Source organism: Streptomyces sp. LZ34 (assembly GCF_053890475.1).
In genome coordinates this window covers 2599989-2620313 of the sequence record NZ_CM132680.1, presented here as the reverse complement: position 1 = coordinate 2620313, position 20325 = coordinate 2599989, and the positions used below count along the sequence as shown (strand labels likewise).

The window sequence follows — 20325 nt, the reverse complement described above, 5'->3', positions numbered from 1 at the left end:
GGCGGTCGAAGGTCGTGGGACGCATGGTAGGGATCAAGGACGTCGCGCGGCAGGCGGGCGTATCCGTCGGTACGGTCTCAAACGTGATCAACCGCCCGGAGATGGTCGCCGAGGCCACCCGCGACCGGGTGCATGCCGCGATCGAACGGCTGGGCTATGTGCGCAGCGAGTCGGCGCGGCAGCTGCGGGCGGGCCGTAGCCGGATCATTTCGCTGCTGGTGCTGGACATGGCGAACCCGTTCTTCGTGGATGTGGCCAGCGGCGCGGAGCGGGCGGCGCGTGAGGCGGGGCTCGGGGTGATGGTGTGCAACAGCGCGCAGAGCCCCGACGAGGAGGCCGACTACCTCTCCCTGTTCGCCGAACACCGGGTGCGCGGCGTGCTGGTGACCCCGGCCGACGCGACCGGGCACAATCTGCGCAACTTCCGGCGCCACGACATCCCGTATGTGTTCGTGGACCGCGAGGTGCCGGACGACGAGGCCTGCTCGGTGTCCGTGGACGATGTCGAGGGCGGCGCCCTCGCCGGGCGCCACCTGATCGCCCAGGGACACCGCGCCCTGGTCTACGTCAGCGGCCCGATGCACCTGCCCCAGTGCCAGGACCGGCACAAAGGCCTGCTCAGCGCGCTCGCCGAGGAGAACATGCGGCCCGACGACCTGGTCCACATCGAGGCGGAGCGGCTCGATGTGTCGGCGGGGCGGGACGCGGGGGCGCGGCTGCTGGGGATGTCGCCGCGGCCGACGGCGGTCTTCTGCGCCAACGATCTGCTGGCGCTGGGGGTGCTCCAGGCGCTCTTCGCGGCCGGGGTGTCGGTGCCGGGGGATGTGGCGCTGGTGGGGTACGACGACATCGAGTTCGCCTCGGCCGCCGCCGTACCGCTGACGTCCGTACGGCAGCCCGCGTTCCGGATGGGGCGTACGGCGGCGGAGCTGCTGATCGAGGAGACCGGCGAGGACGCCGACGCACACCGGCACCGGCGCATCGTCCTCCAGCCGGAACTCGTGGTCCGCGACTCGACCTTCGCGGTCGCCGGCCGCCCCGGGCGCGGGGCGTAGGGCCGCTCAGCGGTTAGACCGAAACGGCCGCCGCGGCCGGCGCGGTGGTGGCGCGCTCGGGCGCCGTGAGCAGCTCCCGGATCTCGTGTACGGCGGCCCGCCCGGCCCGGTTGGCGCCGACCGTGCTGGCCGACGGGCCGTAGCCGACCAGATGGACGCGGGGGTCGCGGAGCGCCCGCGTCCCCTCGACGGCGATCCCGCCGCCCGGCTCGCGCAGCTTCAGCGGGGCGAGGTGGTCGATGGCGGCGCGAAAGCCCGTGGCCCACAGGATGACATCGGCGTCCACGGCCCGCCCGTCCGCCCAGACCACCCCGTCCGGGGTGATCCGCTCGAACATCGGCTGCCGGTCGAGCACCCCCTTCTCGCGGGCCCGCTGCATCGCCTCGGTCATCGGCAGCCCGGTCACGGACACGACGCTGAGCGGCGGCAGCCCGCGCCGCACCCGCTCCTCCACCATCGCCACGGCCGCCCGCCCCTGCTCCTCGCCGAAGGGCCCGGAGCGGAAGACGGGCGGCCGGCGCGTCACCCAGGTGGTCTCCGCGGCCACCTCGGCGATCTCCAGCAGATGCTGTACGCCGGAGGCCCCGCCTCCGACGACGATCACCCGCTGTCCCGCGAACGCCTCCGGCCCCGGGTACTGGGCGGTGTGCAGTTGCCGCCCCCGAAACGTGGCCTGCCCGGGGTAGCGGGGCCAGAAGGGGCGGTCCCAGGTGCCGGTCGCGTTGATCAGCGCGCGCGTGGACCACACCCCCGCCGGGCTCTCCACCCGCAGCCGCCCGCCGTCCCCCTCGCGCACCGCCGCGACGTCGACCGGGCGGACGATCCGGAGATCGAAGGCGGACTCGTAGCGCGTGAAGTACTCCGTGATGACCTCGGATGACGGCCGGCCGTCATCCGCGCCGGTCAGCCGCATGCCGGGCAGGTCGTACATCCCGTGCACCTTGCCGTACGTCAGCGACGGCCAGCGGAACTGCCAGGCGCCACCGGGGCCGGCGGAGTGGTCGAGGGCCACAAAGCCGGTCCCCGGCTCGTACCCCGCCCGTCGCAGGTGATACGCGCTGGACAGCCCCGCCTGCCCGGCCCCGATCACCACGACGTCCACTTCGCGCACCGCCGCTATGTCGTTCACGCTTCTACTAACTACGGCATGCGGCCGGATCTTCCCGCCGGGCCCCGCTCCTCGCCGACGCGGCGGGACGGTAGGGTCCGGTCTCTTGGGTGGGGCGTCCGGGGAGGGTGTTCGATGGTTTCGCAGGTGTCGACGTGTGCGCGGTGGTGGGCTGCCGCCCTTCTGGCCGCGGTGACGGTGGCGGGCTGCGGCGCCGGCGCCGACGCGCCCTCCTCGCCTGGTGCGAAGGGAGTGCCCGAGGTCAGGGACGAGAAGGACCTGCCGGACCTCCCGCTCGACCGTTACCGACTCGGCGACGAGGAGAACAGGCGGTTCAGCAAGGCGCAGCGCCGACTGGCCCAGCGGTGCATGGTGGGCCTCGGGTTCACCGACTTCCCCGCCGACCCGAAGCCTCCGAGCCGTCCCAGTGCGGCGGCGTTGATCATCACCGCCATGTCGACACCGCTGGGCGCGCTCGACCTCGACCGGGCCGAGCGGTGGGGCTACGGCTGGGAACCGAAGCCCCGTAAGGCCCTGGAGCCGACCGGACGGGCGATGACGGACACGGAGTACGCGGCCCTGTACGGCATGTCCAGCGGCGGAGCCACACCGAGCGGGCACAAGCCCCCCGAGCGGGGGTGTTCGGGGCGGGCGAACGAGCAACTGCTCAAGGGCGTCGCGGACGCCAGGCGCATGTGGACCTATCCCCCCGGGCGCGATGCCGACCTGCGGAAGGCGCTGAAGAAGGACCAGCAGGTGCGCCGGGCCTTCGCCACCTGGTCGAAGTGCGTCGTGGACAAGGGGGGCAAGCGGTACGCGGACCCGATGGCCGCGTACCGGGACAAGGCGTGGGAGCGAGGCAAGGACGGCAACACCACCCACACCCGGCGGGAGGTGGACACGGCCGTCGCCGACGTCGAGTGCAAGCGGGAGCACAACACCTTCGGCGTGTGGTGGGCCGCCCTCGCCAAGCGTCAGCGCGCTGACATCCAGCGGAACAAGGACACGTACGAAGCGGTCCGCGGCGATCTGGATGTGCTGCGGAGCAACGTACGCAAGGCCCTTGGCTGATCGGTCGGCGGAGACGGCGGACGAAAACGTCCACCCTCCCGTTGCTGTCACCCGGCACCAGACAACGACGGACCCGGGCCGTCAGCCGACGGCCTCCGGCTCGCTCGTTGCGCTGTCCTCGGCGGTGTCCGTGGCGGCGGGGCCGGGCGAGACGGACGAGGAGGGGGTCGCCTTCGGCGGCGCCGAGGAGGAAGCCGAGGCCGATGCCGGAGCCGAGGCCGAGGAGGTGCCGGACGGCCCGGAGGTGCGGGGAGACGCCGTCGCGGTGGCCGTGGCGGAGGAAGATGCCCGCCCGCTCGCCTTGGGCTTCTTGGTGGAGGGCGACGGCCGGGCCGTGGGCACGGTGACGGCGGCGCGGCTCGCGGAGGCCGACGACGGCCCGGAGGAGGGCGTGGAAGTCGCCGAATTCCCCTTCTTGGAACGGCCCTTATTCGATTGCTCGCCTTCCTTGGAAGTCGCCTTGCTTCCCGGGATCAGCGTCTCGGGGGCGAAGGGAGTGCCGCCCATGAAGGCCAACCCGAGCACGATGGCGTATCCGAAGAACATGATTCCCGCGACCACGCCGGCCCGTCTCAACAGGCGGGCCCTGCGACCTGAGGAATCGACGAATACAGGGCCCTCGGAGCTGGGGGTACGGACACGGCGACGGGCACGCCGAGCGGGATCGGCGCGCCCCTCCGCCACGGGCTGCGACTTCATGACGGCACGTTAACAGAATTCTTCCCGGATAAAGCTATGGCCTTTCTTTGGTGGGCTAATTCTGAATTCTCATTTTGTCGGCTCAGCCCTTTCCGTAACTGCGCGGCGCCGTGGTGGAGGGCGGCAGGCCGCCGTTGAAGCGGGTGTCGACGTAATCGGCGAAGTCGACGCGGCGCGGGATCAGCTTCAGCTTGGCGAAGGTGTCCGCGATCTTCTGTTCCGAGGCCACGGCGTCCTTGTCGACCGCCACATACACCCGGGTGCCGTTGGTCCGCTTCACCGAGTCCAGCGCCACCTCGTACGGCAGACCGGTCTCCTTCGCCCAGACCTTGGCCCACGCCTCCGGGTGCTTGTAGACCCAGTCCTGGGCGCGGCGCAGCCGCTTGAGGTAATCGGCGATCGCCTCGGCCTTCTTCTTGTCGGCGAGCGAGGAGGGGTTGGCGACCTGGAAGTTGAGGCCGTTGACCACGCCCTGGCCGGTGGTGAGGGTGCGGGCGTCCGCCGAGCGTAGCGCCTGCGAGGTGTACGGGTCCCAGATGGCCCAGGCGTCCACCTTGCCGCGGGTGAAGGCCGCGAGCGCGTCGGCGGGCTGGAGGAAGGTGGCCTTGACGTCCTTGATCGACAGCCCGGCCTTCGCGAGCGAGGCGACGAGCTGGTAATGCGCCGAGCTGCCCTGCGCGACGGCCACCGACTTGCCCTTGAGGTCGCTGACCTTCTTCAGCGGCGAGTCCTTCTTCACGAGGATCGTCTCGCCGTCGGCCGTGCCGTGCTTGGCCGCCACCACCTCGATCTTGGAGTTGGCGGCCGCGGCGAAGACGGGCGGGGTGTTGCCCACGCCGCCGATGTCCACCGCCTTGGCGCTCACCGCCTCCAGGATCGGCGGCCCGGAGGTGAAGGTCGACCAGCGGATCTTGTACGGCAGGTCGTCCAGCTGGCCGGCGGCGCGCAGCACCGCCTCGTCATTGCCCTTCTGGTCGCCGACCCGCAAGGTGACATCGCCCTTGCCGTCGGTGTTCGAGCCCGCACCGCCCGAGTCGTCGGCGGACGACGTGGCGGTGCAGGCGGCCAGCAGCAGGGCGAAGGGGAGGAGCAGGGCCGGGGCGATGCGCCGTCTCATATCGGCAGATCCGTTCGTGAGGGTGGTTCGGATGGTGCGGGGTGTGTCTGTGCTGATGGGGCGGTTCGGCGTTGAGGGGGTGTCATGCGGCTTTGCGGGGCGATGCCGCGGGCGCCGCCACGCCCAGCCGGTCCAGGAGTTCGGTGCGCAGCTCCGCGAAGCGCGGATCGGCGATGTCGCGCGGCCGCTCCAGGCCGATCTGTCTCTCGTACGCGATCACGCCGTGGTCCATCACCAGCACCCGGTCGGCGAGCAGCAGCGCCTCCTCGACGTCGTGCGTGACCAGCAGCACCGCGCAGCCGCGCCGCTGCCACAGCTCGGCGACCAACTGCTGGGCCTTGATGCGGGTGAGCGCGTCCAGGGCGCCGAAAGGCTCGTCGAGCAGCAGCAGATCGGGCTCGCGTACCAGCGCGCGGGCGAGCGAGGCGCGCTGGGCCTCGCCGCCGGACAGCGTCTTCGGCCAGGCGTTCGACCGTTGGCCGAGCCCGACCTCCGCCAGCGCCCGCTCGGCGACCGCCCGCCCGGGGCGGCCGGGCAGCCCCAGCAGCACATTGCGCCAGACTCGCTTCCACGGCATCAGACGCGGCGCCTGGAAGGCGACCGCCTTGGCGCGCGGCACCAGCACCTCGCCCTCGATCTCCCGGTCGAGCCCGGCGAGGATGCGCAGCAGGGTGGACTTGCCGCAGCCGCTGTGGCCCAGCAGGGCGACGAACTCGCCGGGGTGTACCGTCAGTTCGAGCCGGTCGATCACGGCGCGGCCGTCGAAGGCGCGGGTCAGCCCGTGGACCCGTACGGCGGCGGGGTCGGCGGGGATCTCGGCGGGCAGATCCTTCTCGACCGGGCCTATTTGCCCGTGAAGCTCGGTCGCCATTGCAGCAGCAGCCTCTCAAGAGTACGGACGATGAAATCGGCGAGCAGGCCGAGGGCGGCGTAGACGATCAGGCAGACCACGATCACATCGGTCTGGAAGAACTCCCGCGCCCGGTTGAGCAGAAAGCCGATCCCGTCGTCGGCGTTGATCGTCTCGCCGAAGACCAGCGCGAGCCAGGCGGTGGCGAGCGAGTAGCGCAGCCCGGTCATCGCCCCCGGCAGGGCGCCGGGCAGCACCACATGGCGGATCAGCCCCCAGCGGCCGAGTCCGAGCGAGGTCCCGGCCTCGATCAACTGAGCGTCGACCCCGCGGATGCCCGCGTAGACGTTCAGGTACAGATGGAAGGTCACACCGAGCGCGATCAGCGCGATCTTCGGCGCCTCGCCGATGCCCAGCCAGATGATGAACAGGGGGATCATCCCGACCCAGGGAATGGTGCGCAGCATCTGCACCGTCGCGTCGACCAGGTCCTCGCCCAGCCGGGACAGCCCCGAGACGAGGGCGAGCGACACTCCGGCCACCGCGCCGATCAACAGCCCGACCAGCACCCGCTGCACCGACACCAGCATGGCGTGCGGCAGTGTGCCGTCCTCGATCAGGCCGGAGGCGGTACGGGCGATGGTGCCGGGGGAGGCGAGGGTGTCGGGGGACAGCACACCGGTGGCGCTGCACACCTGCCAGGCGACGAGCAGGACGAGGGGGCCGGTCGTACGGCGCAGCCACCGGGGCACGGAGCGGCGGCGCGCGGACAGCGGAACGACCGGTTCGAGAACCGGGGACATGGGGGCTCCACAAAAGGGGAGGTGAAGGGAGGCGAGGGGGAGAAGCGGAGAGAGCGGTAAGACGCGTCGGCGCAGGCGTGCTTACGCGCGAAGCCGCTACAGGATCAGCAGCCGCCGGGACACGCGGCGGAGGCCACCCGCAGCAGGTCGATGTGACCGCGCGTGGTGAGCAAGGCTGACGTAGACATGCCTTTGAACGTAGCGAGGGTGTCCGGAACCGGTCAATGGCGTCTTGCCACTCGGACCTTTGTTGCGGCGGTTTTACGGGCGGACGTACGAGGATGGGGCCATGACCCAGACCTTCCGCACCCACATCCTCCGGATCACCACGGGCTCCACCGAGAAGGTGGTCGACCTCACGGCCGATTGCGAGGCCTATCTGAGAGAGGTGAGCCAGGGCCGGGACGGGCTGCTCAATGTCTTCGTCCCCCATGCGACCGCCGGCATCGCGATCCTGGAGACGGGCGCGGGCAGCGACACCGATCTGCTCGCCGCGCTGCGCGATCTGCTGCCCGCCGACGACCGCTGGCTCCACCGCCACGGCAGCCCCGGCCACGGCCGCGACCATGTGCTCCCCGCGCTCGTTCCGCCGCACGCGACGCTCCCGGTCATCGGCGGCCGGATGGCGCTCGGCACCTGGCAGTCCGTGTGCCTTGTCGACACCAACAAGGACAACCCCGACCGCCAGGTGCGGCTCAGCTTTCTCGGCTGAATTTGCGACAGCTTTCGATGCCGGCGACGCCGTTCCAGCCCACCTGACCTGCTCATCGACTGGTGCCGCGTCAATGACGGATGCATGCTCTCGACCAGTGGTCCCTGGCCAGTGAGGTGGTGGATTCGAAGGCGGACCAGTTGCAGGGGTGACGCGTGCGACACACAGGGGCTCGGCGGTGAGCGTTGGGCAACCGGGGCATCCACTGTCGTTGCATCACGTAGAGCGGCGCGGCGGTCACCGATGGTGTCGGTCACCTGCGTGAAGATAGCTCCCATGTTCGGGGGAGGGGGCAACAGGCCGCCTGGCCAGGGCGGCGGAGAGCGGCTGGCGGACCTGGTGCGCCAGTGTCTCCCGGCCGTGTCGCCTCAGCGGCGGTTGCGCTGCCGACGGGCGCGGCGCGGTGTGGCGTCCGCGGCGCGGCCGCCCCTGGTGGCGGTGTAAATCACGCTGATGAGCACTCCGCCGACGATGACCACGGCGATTCCGGCGGTGGTGCTGATGAGAAAGCCCAAGGGGATGAGCGCCGCATAGACGGCCGGGATGGCATTGCGCAGGTTTCGGTTCACGGCAGGGATCCTTCCCCAGGGGTGGGTTCGGCGGCCGGAGCCGCCGGGGGCTTCCTAGGCTGTGGGTGATACCGCGAGCGTCTTGACAGCCTCCCCGTCCGGTGGTCGTGAACATCGAGGCGCATGCCGACATCGTGGAGAGGCCGTCCGCTGCCGTGCCAGACCGAGAGCGCGTATGCGCTGAAAGGGTACCGCGTTCTCGACTCGGGCACCTCGATCCGGACATGTACCAGATTTTCGCTGGAAACCGCCGCGGGAGCTCCGCCCGGCACGTCGCCGTAACGCCTCAGCAGGTCGAACAGCGCTTCCGGCAGGGCGAGGTCGTGTTGCTCCGCCTTCCCGTGGATCCCTGCCCGGAACACGGCTGCCGCCGCCAGGTCCAAGTCGGTGACCATGTCGAGATCGGCGCGGTCCGGTAGTGGGCGCCCTTGAGGCATGAGCGCTTCGTACAGGAAGTCCACGGCTGCCCGGGCGTAGTGGGCGGCACGGCCCTTATCGCCCACCATGCGCCGGAGAGTTGCCTGGTAGTGGACTTCTTCGTGGATCACGGGGTGCCCGACGTATCCGTACAGCAGGTCGCGGTTGAAGCTGGCGGGCTCCCGCCAGGCACGGGTGTAGTCGGCCATCAGGAAGGAGATCAAGGGGTCGTCCCCACCCCCCTCGCGCAGGAACGGGCCGAGCAGTTCCACCAGGTCCACCGTGCGCACGCCGGAGATCTCGGCGAGGACTCTCAAGGTCGAGCGGAGCAGGCACTTGTGGAAGAGCGTCAGCGGGATCCGGAAGGCCATCCCGCTCAGCCAGTCTTCGAACGTCATCCGGGAGTGCTCGATCACGACGTCGGCCATCAGGTCCGTGTTCCCGGGGTCGCAGGGCATGTACCCGGTGCGCAGACCGTGATCGTCCCGGAAGCGGTCGTGCGTGTAGTCGGTGTTGTTGAGCAGCAGCAGAGGGTAGATGACGGGTGAGCCCCCCGAGGCGATCGCCTCCTCGATCCCGGTCAGGTGGGCGGCGCGGGATTCGCCGGGCAGGCCCCAGATGAGGTCGGTGTAGGTGGGGATGTTCTGGGCCCGGAACTGGATCTGCATACGGCGGTAGTTGTCGACCCGGATGTTGCGGCGGTTGGCGATCTGCAGCACCTCGGCGTCGAAGGACTGTGCCGAGAGAGTGATGGCCCCGGTCAGCCCGGCCCGGTACAGGATCCCCGCGATCTCCACCACACGGCCGTTGGTGTTCTTCGCCCAGTTCGTCATCACCAGCAGCCGCTTGTTGTGGCGCCGGCACAGTTCCACGATGTGGCGTGCGATGTCCACGTCGCGCGCGACGATGCCGAAGTTGGCGTCGGCTATGAACAGTTGGGTGCCGTTGGCGGCGATCCGGACGATGCGCTCCAGTTCCTTCTGGATGCGGTCCATGGGGAACTGGCGGACCTTGGAGTTGGTGGCCCCGCCCCAGTAGCAGAAGGCGCAGGAGTAGGGGCAGCCCCGGTTGGTTTCGTACACCAACATGCGGGACTGCGCGATGTCCTCGTCGGTCCAGGTGTTCCCGAGCAGCGGCGAGGGCAACTCGCCAAGGTCTGCGATCCGGGGGGCTTCGGGGGTGGTGACCACCTCGCCATCGGCGGAGAGGTAGCTGATGCCGGGCAGGGCCGCCAACTCGCCGTCGGCGGTGATCGGCTCCTCATGGCGCAGGAATACGCGCAGCAGGTCGCGGAAGCGTAACTCTCCTTCGCCGTGGACGAGGACGTCGACCCAGGGCGCTTCGGTGAACACCACCTGCTGGTGCGTCACATCGTTTCCGCCGATCACGATGCGGCAACGGGGCCAGCGCTCCTTGACCCGCCGGGCCAGTTCAAGCGTGCTGGGCCGGTTCCAGAAGTAGACGGTGAAGGCGACCGCCAGCGGATCCTCCAGCGCGCCCAGCACCTTGGCGCAGGCGGCCTCGAAAGCGTCCCCGCCCTGCATGTACACGTGTTTGGTGAAGGAACAGGCTTCAGCGAGGTCCGGGGCCGCCCCGGCGGCGGCCTGCAGGTAGCCCAGCACGGTGCTGTAGCGGACGCCGGGCATCACGGTCATCTCGACCAGGTGCACTTGGCGCCGTCCAGTCGCGGCAGAGGACGGGCTGAGCCCTGCCGGCGGGTCGGCTGACGTCATTTCTCGAACTTCTCCTGGTCTCGGTCTCGTTGCCTGGCTCTGCCGGGCCCGCCGGCCGTAACGGACGAGTTCCTCGTCCGTTACGGCCGGCGGGTTCAGGCGGTCCACCATCGGATCAGGTGCAGCAGCAGCACGGTGAGCAGCAGCAGCAGTAGGTGGTGTCGCTGGCTGATACGCCCTTCAGGTCGGCCTCGGACAGCTCACGGTCCTCGAGCTGGGGTGAGTTGGGTACCCTCAGCTCGTAGACACCGGTCGTCTTGCCGGCTTCCCAGAGGGCAACCTGGGCCTCCAGGTCGGGATCACCCTCCATGTTCCGGATGATTTTCACGGTTGCGTTCTTCGGCAGTTCCAGGCCCTGCTCGGCCAGTGCGGCGCGCGGTTCCCTCTCCAGTCGCGTCGCGTAGTCATTGTTCGACCAGGCAGCCGTCAGCACCTTGGTGTAAGAGCTGACGAATGCCGACCTCTCTCTGGGCTCCATGGGTCCTCCTTATTGCTTGTCGATTCTGCCAAGTCGGCTTCGGGTGGACGTGGAAATCATTCAGAGTCGACCACCTGTAAGTCAACTGCCATCTTTTTAATTGTGGTCCCGAACTTTTTGGAGCCTCACCCGTATCCGCAGAACCTGCGTCCCCATGCAGTTATTGCAGCTCAGGGCGGTCGGAGGCTAGTGGCCCGCAAGGGTAGCGGGAGGCCCCCCTATAGATAAGAAGGCCATCCGGCAGGTGCAGTCGAGGAGTGCCGAAAGAATACTGACGGGCGTCCTGAATTCCTTGCTTTACCTATCCCGACGGGTAATAGAGTGTCGGACCACATCGAGATGTTTTTGGAGGGCGCAGTGGATCTGCCTCGCTTTAAGGCACACCTTGTCCCGCAGGTCGTCAGCCCGGATCGGGTCTTCCTGGTGTCGGAGGAAGGCCACTATCTGGTCCAAGGAAAGGCGGTTGCCGAGGTGGCGCCTTTCCTGGACGGGACCCACGCGATCGCCGAGATAGCCCAGAAGCTCTCCGACCGGTTTACGCTGGGTGAAGTCGTCTTCGCCATCAGCAAGTTCCAGCGCTTCAACCACCTCGCCGAGGGTCCTGTCGGGACCGACCGTGCCTCGGTGGCCTTCTGGGAGGCCCAGGGCGTGGACGCCGCCGAGGCCACCCGGCGGCTGGACGAGGCCCAGGTGGAGATCACCTCGGTGGGTGCGGTGGACGAAGCGGAGGTGGTGGCCGCGCTGCGGACGACCGGCATCGAGGTGCGGCCGGTCACCGCCGCCGCAGCCGGTGCCTCCGCTCCGACCCTGGCCATCGTGCTCGCCGACGACTACTGCAACCCCGAACTCGCCGCTGTCGACGCCCGCCTGCGCGGTGCCGGCATACCCTGGCTGCTGGCCAAGCCCCACGGCGCCGATGTCTGGACCGGCCCCTACCTGGTGCCGGACGTCACCGGATGCTGGCAGTGCCTGGCCCAACGGCTGGAAGGCAATCGGCAGGTGGAGGCGTACCTCCAGCGCAAGCGGGGCGACGAAGCTCCGCTCCTCACCTCTCTGGCGACGTCTCCCTGGTCGGGGGGACTCTCGGCCCAGATGGTCGTCGGTGCCGTGGCCGGCATCATCGGGGCAGAGGCGTCCGACTACCGGGGAGTCCTGGTCTCGGTGCATGTCCCGACCATGCGGACCGAACGCCACGAGCTGATCCGGCGGCCGCAGTGTCCCGGCTGTGGAGACCCCTCGGTCCTGCATGTCGCCCCACGGATCGAACTGACCGAGCAGGCCGTGCGGTTCAGCGCGGACGGCGGGCACCGGACGATGCGCCCCGACGACACCTACAAGCGGCTGCAGAAGCACGTCAGCCGACTGACCGGCGCCGTCAGCTCCCTGCGGCTGCTCAATGACGTCGACAACGGCGTCACCTACAGCTACTCGGCCGGCCACAACTTCGCGATGCCCGGCGACAATCTCGCCATGCTGCGCCGCAACCTGCGCGGTCAGAGCGGTGGCAAGGGCCGCACCGACATCCAGGCCCGTGTCAGCGGAATGTGCGAGGCCATCGAACGGTACTCGGGAGTGTGGCGCAACGACCGCCCCACCCGCCGGGCCAGCTTCGACGCGCTCGGTTCCGACCTGGCGGTTCACGCCAACGAGTTGCTGCTGTACTCCGAGGCTCAGTACGCCGGCCGGGAGGAATGGAACCACAACGGCGCGGGTCGGCTGCACATCGTGCCGGAACCGTTCGACACCGGCCGCGAGATCGACTGGACGGCGGCGTGGTCGCTGACGCACGACCGGGAGCGGCTGGTGCCGGCAGGATACGCCTGGTTCGGCCACCCCGACCTGGCGGACCACTTCTACTGTTTCAGCGACGGCAACGGCAACGCCGCCGGGAACACCCTCGAAGAGGCGATCCTGCAGGCGTTCTATGAACTCTGCGAGCGCGACGCAGTCGGCCTGTGGTGGTACAACCGCGCGCTGCGGCCCGGCTTCGATCTCGACAGCCTGCACGAGCCGTACATCGACACCCTTCGCGACTTCTACGCCGGCATGAACCGCAGCCTGGCGGTGGTGGACCTCACCACCGACCTGGGCATCCCCACCTTCGCCGCGGTCTCGCACCGGGTCGACCACCCGGTGGAGGACGTGTTGCTGGGGTTTGGGGCGCACCTGGACGTGCGGATCGCCGTCCTGCGGGCCCTGACCGAGGTCAACCAGTTCCTGCCGGCGGTGATCAACCGCAAAGCGGACGGGTCCACCGACTACTGGGAGGACGACCCGGACACGCTCGAGTGGCTGCAGCAGGTGACGGTTGCCCAGGACCCCTGGGTCGTTCCGTCCGCGAACCTCCCCACCACCTCGGCCGACAGCTACTCCGGCCTGTTCTCCGGTGACCTGGCCAAGGACATCCGTAACGGTGTCGAGCGGGTGGGCAAGGCTGGCCTCGAAGTGATCGTCCTCGACCAGAGCCTGCCCGACCTGGAGCTGAAGGTCGCCAAGGTCATGGTCCCGGGCATGCGCCACTTCTGGCGCCGGCTGGGTCCGGGCCGACTCTACGCCGTACCGGTGGAACTGGGTTGGCTGTCTGCGGCAACCGCCGAGGACCGGATGAACCCGCGAAGCGTCTTCTTCTGATCCGTCCCCACCCGCTCGCCCCCGAGTGGACACCCCGCCCGCGCAAGCGGCCTGGACATCACGCTCCTGCCCCGTGACAGGGGTTTCCTCAACGCATCTCCCTGGAGGTGACATGACTGGTCCCGATCCTTACGGCGCCATCAGCAACCCCCCACCCGCTCGCGGTCCGGCGCGTGTCGGTGAACTCCTGCGGCTTCACCCGGGCGCTCGGATCGTCCCCGTCCCCAGCGGCGCGACCCAGATCTTCATCGGGCAGCGCGGTACCTCGCTGGGTGCTCTGACACCCGGACTGACGGCGGCCATGGAACTGCTCGCCGCCAGACGGGTCGGCAGTGACGAGCTGCTGGACGTCGTCCAGAGCCACGAGGGCGAGCTCGGCATGCTCAAGATGCCCAAGCTGCTGCAGAGGCTGAGGGCTGGCGGCTGGCTCTCCACCACCCTGGCGGTCGCGGGGTCGGCTGTGCTGACTTTCCGTCCGCTCGGCCCCGTCGTTCCGCCCGTTCTCAGGCATGACGGCGACCCGGCCGAGCTGCGGATGTCCCGCTTCGCCGTGCTGCGCGCCGATGGCACGGGCATGGCGCTGGAGTCGCCGCTGGCGCACGTCGCTGCCGAACTGCACGATCCGGCGCTCGTCGGTCTGCTGGCCTCGCTGCCCACACAGCGGGGTCCGGGGCCGGCTCCCCGCGACCCCGCGGGCGCGCGGACCCACCCAGTGGACTGGCCCGAAGCGGTCCCCGCGCTGCTGAGCGCCCTGGCCCGGCACGGCTTTCTGGTTCCGCGGAGCGGCGCCGCCGAAGAAGGCTTCCGCTTCGCGCAGTGGTCGCCGCACGAGCTGTGGTTCCACAGCCGTACTCGTGTCGGACGCCACGACCTGCCGTACGGCGGCACGTACTGGGCCAAGGGCTTCGCCGAGCCGCTGCCCTCGGTCCGGCCGCCTTTCGACGGTCGCTCGGTGGAGTTGCCCCGGGCGGACCTGCAGGCTCTGCGCGCGAGCGACCGCACCCTCACCGAGGTACTGGAGGACCGACAGTCGCTACGGCTGCACGACAGCTCGGCGCCGCTCACGGCCGAGCAACTGGGCGAGTTCCTGTACCGGAGTGCACGAAACCGGGGCACGTATGACGACGGATCGCAGGAACTGGGCGACCGGCCCTACCCGTCCGGCGGCCGGGCATACGAACTTGAGGTCTATCCGCTGATCCACCAGGTGGACGGTGTGGAACCGGGCCTGTACCACTACGACCCCGAGAAACACCGGCTGGAACTGGTCGCCGAGCCGGGGCCGGCGCTGACCCGCCTTGCCGACATGTCCCGCGCGACCGCGCAGATGTCCTCACCGCCGCAGGTGACGCTGCTGATTACGGCGCGCTTCGGGAGGGTGATGTGGAAGTACTCCTCGATGGGTTACGCCCTGGTGCTCAAACACGTGGGGGTCCTCTACCAGGTGATGTACAGCGTCGCCACCGCAATGGGGCTCGCGGGCTGCGGGCTCGGCGGCGGCGACTCCGACGCCTTCGCCGTCGCCTCCGGGGTGCCCTGGGAGAGTGAGTCGACCGTCGGCGAGTTCCTGCTCGGCAGCCGTGGAAAGGAGGGCAGCGATGTAGTTCCGGCCTAAGGCACTGGAGAACCTGCGCCAACCCGACGAACTGGACAGCCCCGTGCGCCTGACCCAGCCGAGCCGCCAAGACCGTCCGGGCCCCCTTCTCCGGCCGGGCGATCGCCTTGCTGGTCGGCAGCGGGCAGTACGTCGCCGCGGGAACCGACGCGGCGGACGTCGGCGCGAGGGTCGCTGCAGAAAGCGGATGCGACCCGCGGCGCCTTGGGCGCCGGCCCACGGCCCCCAAGTCGTCTGCCGGCGCCCGGTACCGCGAGCCACAACAGGTCGTGCCCAGGCGCACGATCCCCGACCTGCTGTTCCGAAGGAGACTTGTCATGCCCCGCCGCTCCATGTCCGACGCCATCCCGACGGCCGGCTCCGACGACCGCCCCCCAGGGCCGGCGGAGGACCTGGAACTGGTCGGCATACGCGCGGATCCGCTCACCTTTCTGCAGGACCTGGTCACCGAGTATGGCGACCTCTGCAGCCATCAGACCCGCGGCCAGGTTGTGTGGTTCGCCAATTCGCCCGAATTCGCCCGGCACATCCTGAAGGACAACTACACCAACTACACCAAGGCCGGGACGCCGGACGACTTCATGCTGACTCCTCTGCTCGGAAAAGGGCTGCTCACCAGCAACGGCGCGCAGTGGGAACGGCAGCGGCGACTGTGTGCGCCATCCTTCCGGCGCTTGGCGGTCGAGTCGTTCGACGGCCTGATGGTCGAGGCGGCTCTCGACCTGGCCACTGCCTGGGGCGAGGCGGCCGACCGGGGCGAGGCCGTCCGTGTGGACCACGACTTCACGGCACTCACCCTGCGGGTGGTGGCCTCCGCGCTGCTCGGCTCCGAGCTGACGGCGGGCGGCCGCGGTTTCGGGCAGGCCGTCGATGACATCAACCGGTTCATCGGGCACTTCGACGGAACCCCGCCCCAGGACGAGGACTTCCGGGCCCGGCTCCGGGCGTACGCGGGCGCGAAGAGCTTCTTGGACAGGGTGGTCGGCACCATGATCGGGGCCCGGCGGCTGACCGGCCCCCATGGGCACCCCGGGGACCTGCTGGACGCGATGCTGGGCGCCCGGGACGAGCACGGCGACGCCCTCTCCGCCAAGGAGTTGCACGACCAGGTCCTGACCATGGTCATGGCCGGTCACGAGACCACCGCGAAGGCCCTCAGCTGGACGCTCCACCTGCTCGACCGGTACCCCGAGCACGCAGTGCGGGTTCGAACCGAGATCGACCGGGTCGTGGGTACCCGGCTGCCGACCGCCGCGGACCTGCCCGATCTGGTCTATACCAGGCAGTGTCTCGACGAGGCTGTCCGCCTGTTCCCGCCGGTGTGGCTGATCTCCCGGCTCGCAGTGCACGACGACCTCCTCGGCGGGCTCCGTATCCCCGCCGGCACGCTGGTGTGCATCAGCCCCTGGACGCTGCACCGGCATCCGGAGTACTGGGAGGCGCCCGAGGAGTACCGGCCCGAACGCCGGCACAGCCGAGCGGGCCACTCGTACCTGCCGTTCGGCGGTGGCCCCCGGGTCTGCATCGGGCAGGCCTTCGCCACGGCGGAGGCGATGCTCGTACTCACGGTCGTCCTGCAGCGGCTCCGGCTGACTCGGGCACCCGGCACCACGGTCGTCCCCGAGGCGCTGGTCACGTTACGTCCGCGTGACGGTCTGCTGATGCGGGTGGAGCGGCGCCATGGGTGAGGCGGGACAGCCGGTGACGCCAGGCGCTCGTAGCTACTGCCCCGAAAGGGAACTGGGCGGATTCGAGCAGGAGGTTGAGCGCTTGGACCGCCAGGCCACGCTGACCTGGGCTCACGAGTGGCGAGTCCTCAAGCCGCTGGCGCCCTCCGGCGGTGGGGCGGTGCTGGACGCGGGCTGCGGAAGCGGCGCGGTGACCGCCGAACTGAGCGCCGCGCTGCCGGGATCTCGCGTCGTCGGGCTGGACGTGCACCCCGGACTGCTGGACCGGGCGCGCGCTCGCGGGGCAGCCGGAGCGGGGCCGGAGCTGTTCCTGGGCGACATCGGCGACACGCCGTTCGCGGATGCGACGTTCGACCTGGTGCTGTCGAGGTACGTCTTCCAGCACCTGAGGAAGCCGGTCGCCGCGGCACGAGAGCTGCGCCGGGTCCTGCGGCCGGGCGGGCACCTTGCCGTGATCGACATCGATGCCGGGTTGTGGGGGACGGCGGAGCCCGACCTGTCGGGCTTGTCGCAAGAGGCGTACCGCGCACTCGGCGCGGCGCAGTCCGCGGACGGAGGGGACCGGCTCATCGCCCGGCGACTGCCCCGCGTGCTCAGGGACGCCGGCTACACGGACGTGACCGTGCGACCGTTCGCCTATACCAGCGACGAAGTGGGGCTTGCGGCCCTGGCGCCGCAATTGTCCCCGGAGCGGCTGCTGCCGCTGGTCGAGCGGGGCGCGGTCAGCATGACGGCGTATCTCCGCGCGATGACCGCCTGGCAGAGCTTCGTAGCCGGTGACGGCTTCGTCCTGCTGCTGGGATTCGCCGTGGTGGGACGCCGGTAGGCCCGGAAGTGTCCACCGACCAGCCCGGTAAGTGCCCCGCCACCCTGGGGTCCAGGGCGGGTGCGGCCTGTGGGGTGCCGGGCCGGGAAGACGCAGCCCGGCGGTGCCCGGAGCCGCATGCCGTCAGGACCGGGTGCACGCCTCAGCACTCATGGCGCAAGAGCGCGCCCAGGGCGTCGGGAAGGGCGTTCCGTCCAGGTATGGACAATTTGCTGTAGACATGCGTGAGATGGACCTCAACGGTGCGCGGGGTGATGTGCAGCAGATCGGCGATGCTCTTGTTGGTTCTCCCCCGGGCAGCGTGCATGGCGATGCGACGCTCGGCCGGGGTGAGGGCCGGGAGCCCGGACACCGGAGTGCGCCGAAGCCGTCCCCCAGAGGCGAGCAGCGATTTGTGCGCCTCGGCGGTGAGCGACTGCGCGCCCGACTCTTCGGCGAGCAGCATTCCCCTGTGCAGCGCTTGCCGGGCATGTGCGAGAGAACCCTTGCGCCCCTGCGCCTGGCCCGCCGCGACGAGTGAAAGCGCCAGCTGGAGCCGGGCGTCGGTCTGCTCGAGCAGGGACACGGACTCGGCGAGCGCGCGCTCCGCCGCCGCCCCCGAGCTCACTTCCCCCAGTGAGCGCAACGACTGGCCGATGACCGCGGGATTGCCCCAGCGCCGGGCCAGTCCAACCTCCGTTTCCGCAAGCCGACAAGCCTCCGCGTCGTTTCCCAGCCGTTTCCACGCCAGCGCGGCGAAGCCGCGCCAGGCACTCAGAGCGGGGTTGACGATCTCCAGTGCCTCCAGCCGGTGCCCGCACTCCATCAGGTCGGCGAGTGCGCCCCGGAGGTCACCCGAGTGCAGGCGGAACCTACCCCGAATGCCCAGGGCGCTTGCGGGCAGGTCGTGGAGTCCTTGCAGGAGGCCGACGGCCTCCTCGTAGTGACCCATGGCCCCGCGCACCCTGGCGACCTCGGTCACCGCGACGGCATGGCAGCTCTTCACCTCATGATGGGCAGTGGTGAGGGTCAGCGCCCCCTTGGCCTCGGTGAGCGCCAGGGGCAGATCTCCCATCCGCACTGCGATCTCGGCGCGCCGGCAATGAGCGATCACCCGGGGGAAGAGCGCGTCCTGGTGCAGCGCTCTGGTCAGCATGTGATCGGCCCAGCGCTGGGCCTCACGCAGATGCCCTGCCCACGTCAGTACGGTGATACATCGCAGCAGCAGCACCATCGAAGTGCTGTCAGCCGGCCGCTCGCCCGCCAGCGCCCGCCGCACCAGCTCCAGCGGGACGTCGCGGGGCTCGGACCTGCAGGCGAGATCGCCGGCGATGGCTGCCAGCAGTCCCCGCTCGCCAGGGGTGACGCCGAGTGTGTGGCTCAGGGCGGGACGGTCGAGCGCCTCTGGGACTGCCCCCCCTCCCTCGGCAGGGACCGTACTGGTCAGGGACTGCAGGCTCAGACTCAGTTCCGTATCGGCGAGCTCGGCGAACGCCTTTTCGTCGACATGGGCTAGCACGGTGCGGGGCGGACGCAGAGCCGACTCGGCACTGCCCTGCCGCAGGGCCCGTGCGTGGGCGCGTTCCACGATCGCCGCCGCCTGGCGCTCCGCATCGGAGAAGAGACGGACTGCCTCGTCCAGATGGCGGTCGGCGGCCGCGGGCGCGAAGAGCACCTCGGCGCGGCCCAGAAGCCAGAGCACCTCTGCGCGTTCCGCCTCCGGAATCCAGTCCCGGAGCACACGCCACGCGTACTCGGCACACGTTTTGGGGGCGCCCGCCTTCAAGGCGTCGTCTGCGGCGTTCTTCAGGACACTGCACGCCCACGCGTCCTCGGCCACGTCGGCCTGCAGCAGGTGCTCGGCGACCTGCGGCAGCGGCGCTCCCAGATCGTTCAGCCGCCGGGCGGCCCGCATGTGCAACGCGCGCCGCGCATCGGCGGACATGTCCCGGTGAATCAGCTTCCTGAGCTCGGCATTGCTGAAGCGATAGCGCTCGGGGGTGCCCGTCGCGCGAAAGACCCCCACTCGGGTCAGCTCCGCAGTGAGTCCCCAGATCGTGTCCCCGTACAGGTCCAGCATGTCCGCGATCACCGCACAATCGCCTTCTTCGCCGAGTACCGCGGCGACCTCGGCGACCTCCTGGAGGGCGGCGGGCTGGCGCAGCAGTCGGTCGACGGCGGCCTCGGCCTGCAGCCGTTCACCGCATCGCCGCACCCGCTCGACCTGTGACGCCCGAGGGGGCACGAAGTCGGCGGTCAGGGACGCCAGCAGCTTTTCCAGGTGGGAGGGGCGCCCGTGGGTGGCCTCGGCGCAAGCCTGCACGAACTCGTCATCGCACCTCTGCCCGGAATAGGCGGTCTGGACCACGTCGCGCACGCTGTGCGGGGAGAGCGGGCTGAGGGTGAGGGACTGGCATCGGTCGCACTTGGACATGTCGTCGATCAGCGTGCGGCCGACCGGGGTTTCGTCCGTACGGTAGGCCAGGATCAGCAAGACCGGCAGGTTGTTCAGGCGGCGTACCAGAAAGCCGAAACAGCGCAGCGAGGTTTCGTCCATCCACTGGATGTGATCGACGATGACGACCAGCGGATGCCGGCGGGCGCCCTGCGTGAAGCCTTCCCACAGGACTTCGCAGAGCTGATGGTCGAACGGGCCGGTGCCTTCGGGTATCCCGCTGAGCGGTTCCTCGCCCTCGATGTCTTCATCCCTGCCGGCGACCTTGAGCGAGGCGGCCCTGAGCTGGCGGACGACGGCTGACTGACTGTGAGCGTCCGAAGGAGAACACGACAGGCTCAGGACTATGCTGCCCAAGCGCCGCACACGTTCGGCCACCTCGCCGAGGAGTGCGGAACAGTGCATTCCCGAGTCGGACCGGACCAGGACGGCGTTGCCCATGCCCGCCCTGGCACTACGCGCGCGCGACAACAGATCCGCGAGTTCCGACACACGTTCAGGCTGCACGTCTTCTCCTCG

General features: G+C 69.7%; 17 protein-coding genes. 8 read left to right on the top strand and 9 right to left on the bottom strand.

What is annotated here, in order from left to right; translation table 11 throughout:
* Positions 1-23: 23 nt before the first annotated feature.
* Complete coding sequence (locus ACWY4P_RS09475) at positions 24-1055, top strand: LacI family DNA-binding transcriptional regulator (protein WP_456209896.1); 1032 nt, start codon at positions 24-26, stop codon at positions 1053-1055.
* Positions 1056-1068: 13 nt separating this feature from the next.
* On the opposite strand, the gene ACWY4P_RS09470 is transcribed toward ACWY4P_RS09475, so the two are convergent.
* Positions 1069-2166, bottom strand: coding sequence for an NAD(P)-binding domain-containing protein (locus ACWY4P_RS09470; protein WP_456212865.1), 1098 nt, complete (start codon positions 2164-2166; stop codon positions 1069-1071).
* Between the two features lie 132 nt (positions 2167-2298).
* Here ACWY4P_RS09470 and ACWY4P_RS09465 point away from each other — a divergent pair, with 132 nt between their 5' ends.
* Both ACWY4P_RS09465 and ACWY4P_RS09460 read left to right on the top strand, forming a co-directional pair.
* The gene (locus tag ACWY4P_RS09465) at positions 2299-3234 is read left to right on the top strand and encodes a hypothetical protein (RefSeq protein ID WP_456209895.1); all 936 of its coding nucleotides are present in this window, start codon (positions 2299-2301) and stop codon (positions 3232-3234) included.
* Positions 3227-3946 carry a hypothetical protein gene (locus tag ACWY4P_RS09460; RefSeq protein WP_456209894.1) on the top strand — a complete coding sequence of 240 codons (720 nt, stop codon included), beginning with the start codon at positions 3227-3229 and terminating at the stop codon, positions 3944-3946. Before ACWY4P_RS09465 ends, ACWY4P_RS09460 begins: the two co-directional genes overlap by 8 nt.
* 69 nt (positions 3947-4015) lie before the next feature.
* On the opposite strand, the gene ACWY4P_RS09455 is transcribed toward ACWY4P_RS09460, so the two are convergent.
* The 4 genes from ACWY4P_RS09455 to ACWY4P_RS09440 form a co-directional block, all read right to left on the bottom strand.
* Positions 4016-5050: an ABC transporter substrate-binding protein gene (locus ACWY4P_RS09455; protein ID WP_456209893.1), complete on the bottom strand. Its 1035-nt coding sequence runs from the start codon at positions 5048-5050 to the stop codon at positions 4016-4018.
* A gap of 82 nt (positions 5051-5132) precedes the next feature.
* Positions 5133-5921: an ABC transporter ATP-binding protein gene (locus ACWY4P_RS09450; protein ID WP_456209892.1), complete on the bottom strand. Its 789-nt coding sequence runs from the start codon at positions 5919-5921 to the stop codon at positions 5133-5135.
* Entirely contained in the window at positions 5894-6703 is an 810-nt protein-coding gene (locus ACWY4P_RS09445) for an ABC transporter permease (RefSeq protein WP_456209891.1), read from the bottom strand. Before ACWY4P_RS09445 ends, ACWY4P_RS09450 begins: the two co-directional genes overlap by 28 nt.
* Positions 6704-6807: 104 nt before the next feature.
* Positions 6808-6891: a putative leader peptide gene (locus ACWY4P_RS09440; protein WP_358647469.1), complete on the bottom strand. Its 84-nt coding sequence runs from the start codon at positions 6889-6891 to the stop codon at positions 6808-6810.
* Between the two features lie 101 nt (positions 6892-6992).
* On the opposite strand from ACWY4P_RS09440, the gene ACWY4P_RS09435 reads away from it, so the two are divergent.
* Complete coding sequence (locus ACWY4P_RS09435) at positions 6993-7415, top strand: secondary thiamine-phosphate synthase enzyme YjbQ (protein ID WP_456209890.1); 423 nt, start codon at positions 6993-6995, stop codon at positions 7413-7415.
* A 368-nt stretch (positions 7416-7783) separates the two neighbouring features.
* Here ACWY4P_RS09435 and ACWY4P_RS09430 read toward each other — a convergent pair whose 3' ends face one another.
* The 3 genes from ACWY4P_RS09430 to ACWY4P_RS09420 all read right to left on the bottom strand — a co-directional run bounded on the left by ACWY4P_RS09430 (position 7784) and on the right by ACWY4P_RS09420 (position 10612).
* Positions 7784-7984 carry a hypothetical protein gene (locus ACWY4P_RS09430; protein WP_456209889.1) on the bottom strand — a complete coding sequence of 67 codons (201 nt, stop codon included), beginning with the start codon at positions 7982-7984 and terminating at the stop codon, positions 7784-7786.
* Entirely contained in the window at positions 7981-10134 is a 2154-nt protein-coding gene (locus ACWY4P_RS09425; RefSeq protein ID WP_456209888.1) for a radical SAM protein, read from the bottom strand. The genes ACWY4P_RS09430 and ACWY4P_RS09425 overlap by 4 nt, the downstream gene beginning before the upstream one ends.
* A gap of 115 nt (positions 10135-10249) precedes the next feature.
* Positions 10250-10612, bottom strand: a complete 363-nt coding sequence (locus ACWY4P_RS09420; RefSeq protein ID WP_456209887.1) for a hypothetical protein — start codon at positions 10610-10612, stop codon at positions 10250-10252.
* A 357-nt stretch (positions 10613-10969) separates the two neighbouring features.
* Here ACWY4P_RS09420 and ACWY4P_RS09415 point away from each other — a divergent pair, with 357 nt between their 5' ends.
* The 4 genes from ACWY4P_RS09415 (at position 10970) to ACWY4P_RS09400 (ending at position 17372) form a co-directional block, all read left to right on the top strand.
* A complete protein-coding gene (locus ACWY4P_RS09415; RefSeq protein ID WP_456209886.1) occupies positions 10970-13243 on the top strand; it encodes a TOMM precursor leader peptide-binding protein in 2274 nt (757 codons plus the stop codon).
* A 112-nt stretch (positions 13244-13355) separates the two neighbouring features.
* Complete coding sequence (locus ACWY4P_RS09410) at positions 13356-14858, top strand: SagB family peptide dehydrogenase (RefSeq protein WP_456209885.1); 1503 nt, start codon at positions 13356-13358, stop codon at positions 14856-14858.
* A 317-nt stretch (positions 14859-15175) separates the two neighbouring features.
* A complete protein-coding gene (locus ACWY4P_RS09405) occupies positions 15176-16546 on the top strand; it encodes a cytochrome P450 (RefSeq protein ID WP_456209884.1) in 1371 nt (456 codons plus the stop codon).
* Positions 16539-17372, top strand: coding sequence for a methyltransferase domain-containing protein (locus ACWY4P_RS09400; protein WP_456209883.1), 834 nt, complete (start codon positions 16539-16541; stop codon positions 17370-17372). Before ACWY4P_RS09405 ends, ACWY4P_RS09400 begins: the two co-directional genes overlap by 8 nt.
* Before the next feature lie 142 nt (positions 17373-17514).
* On the opposite strand, the gene ACWY4P_RS09395 is transcribed toward ACWY4P_RS09400, so the two are convergent.
* On the bottom strand, positions 17515-20313 hold the full coding sequence (locus ACWY4P_RS09395) for a helix-turn-helix transcriptional regulator (RefSeq protein WP_456209882.1): 2799 nt from the start codon (positions 20311-20313) through the stop codon (positions 17515-17517).
* Positions 20314-20325 lie beyond the last annotated feature (12 nt).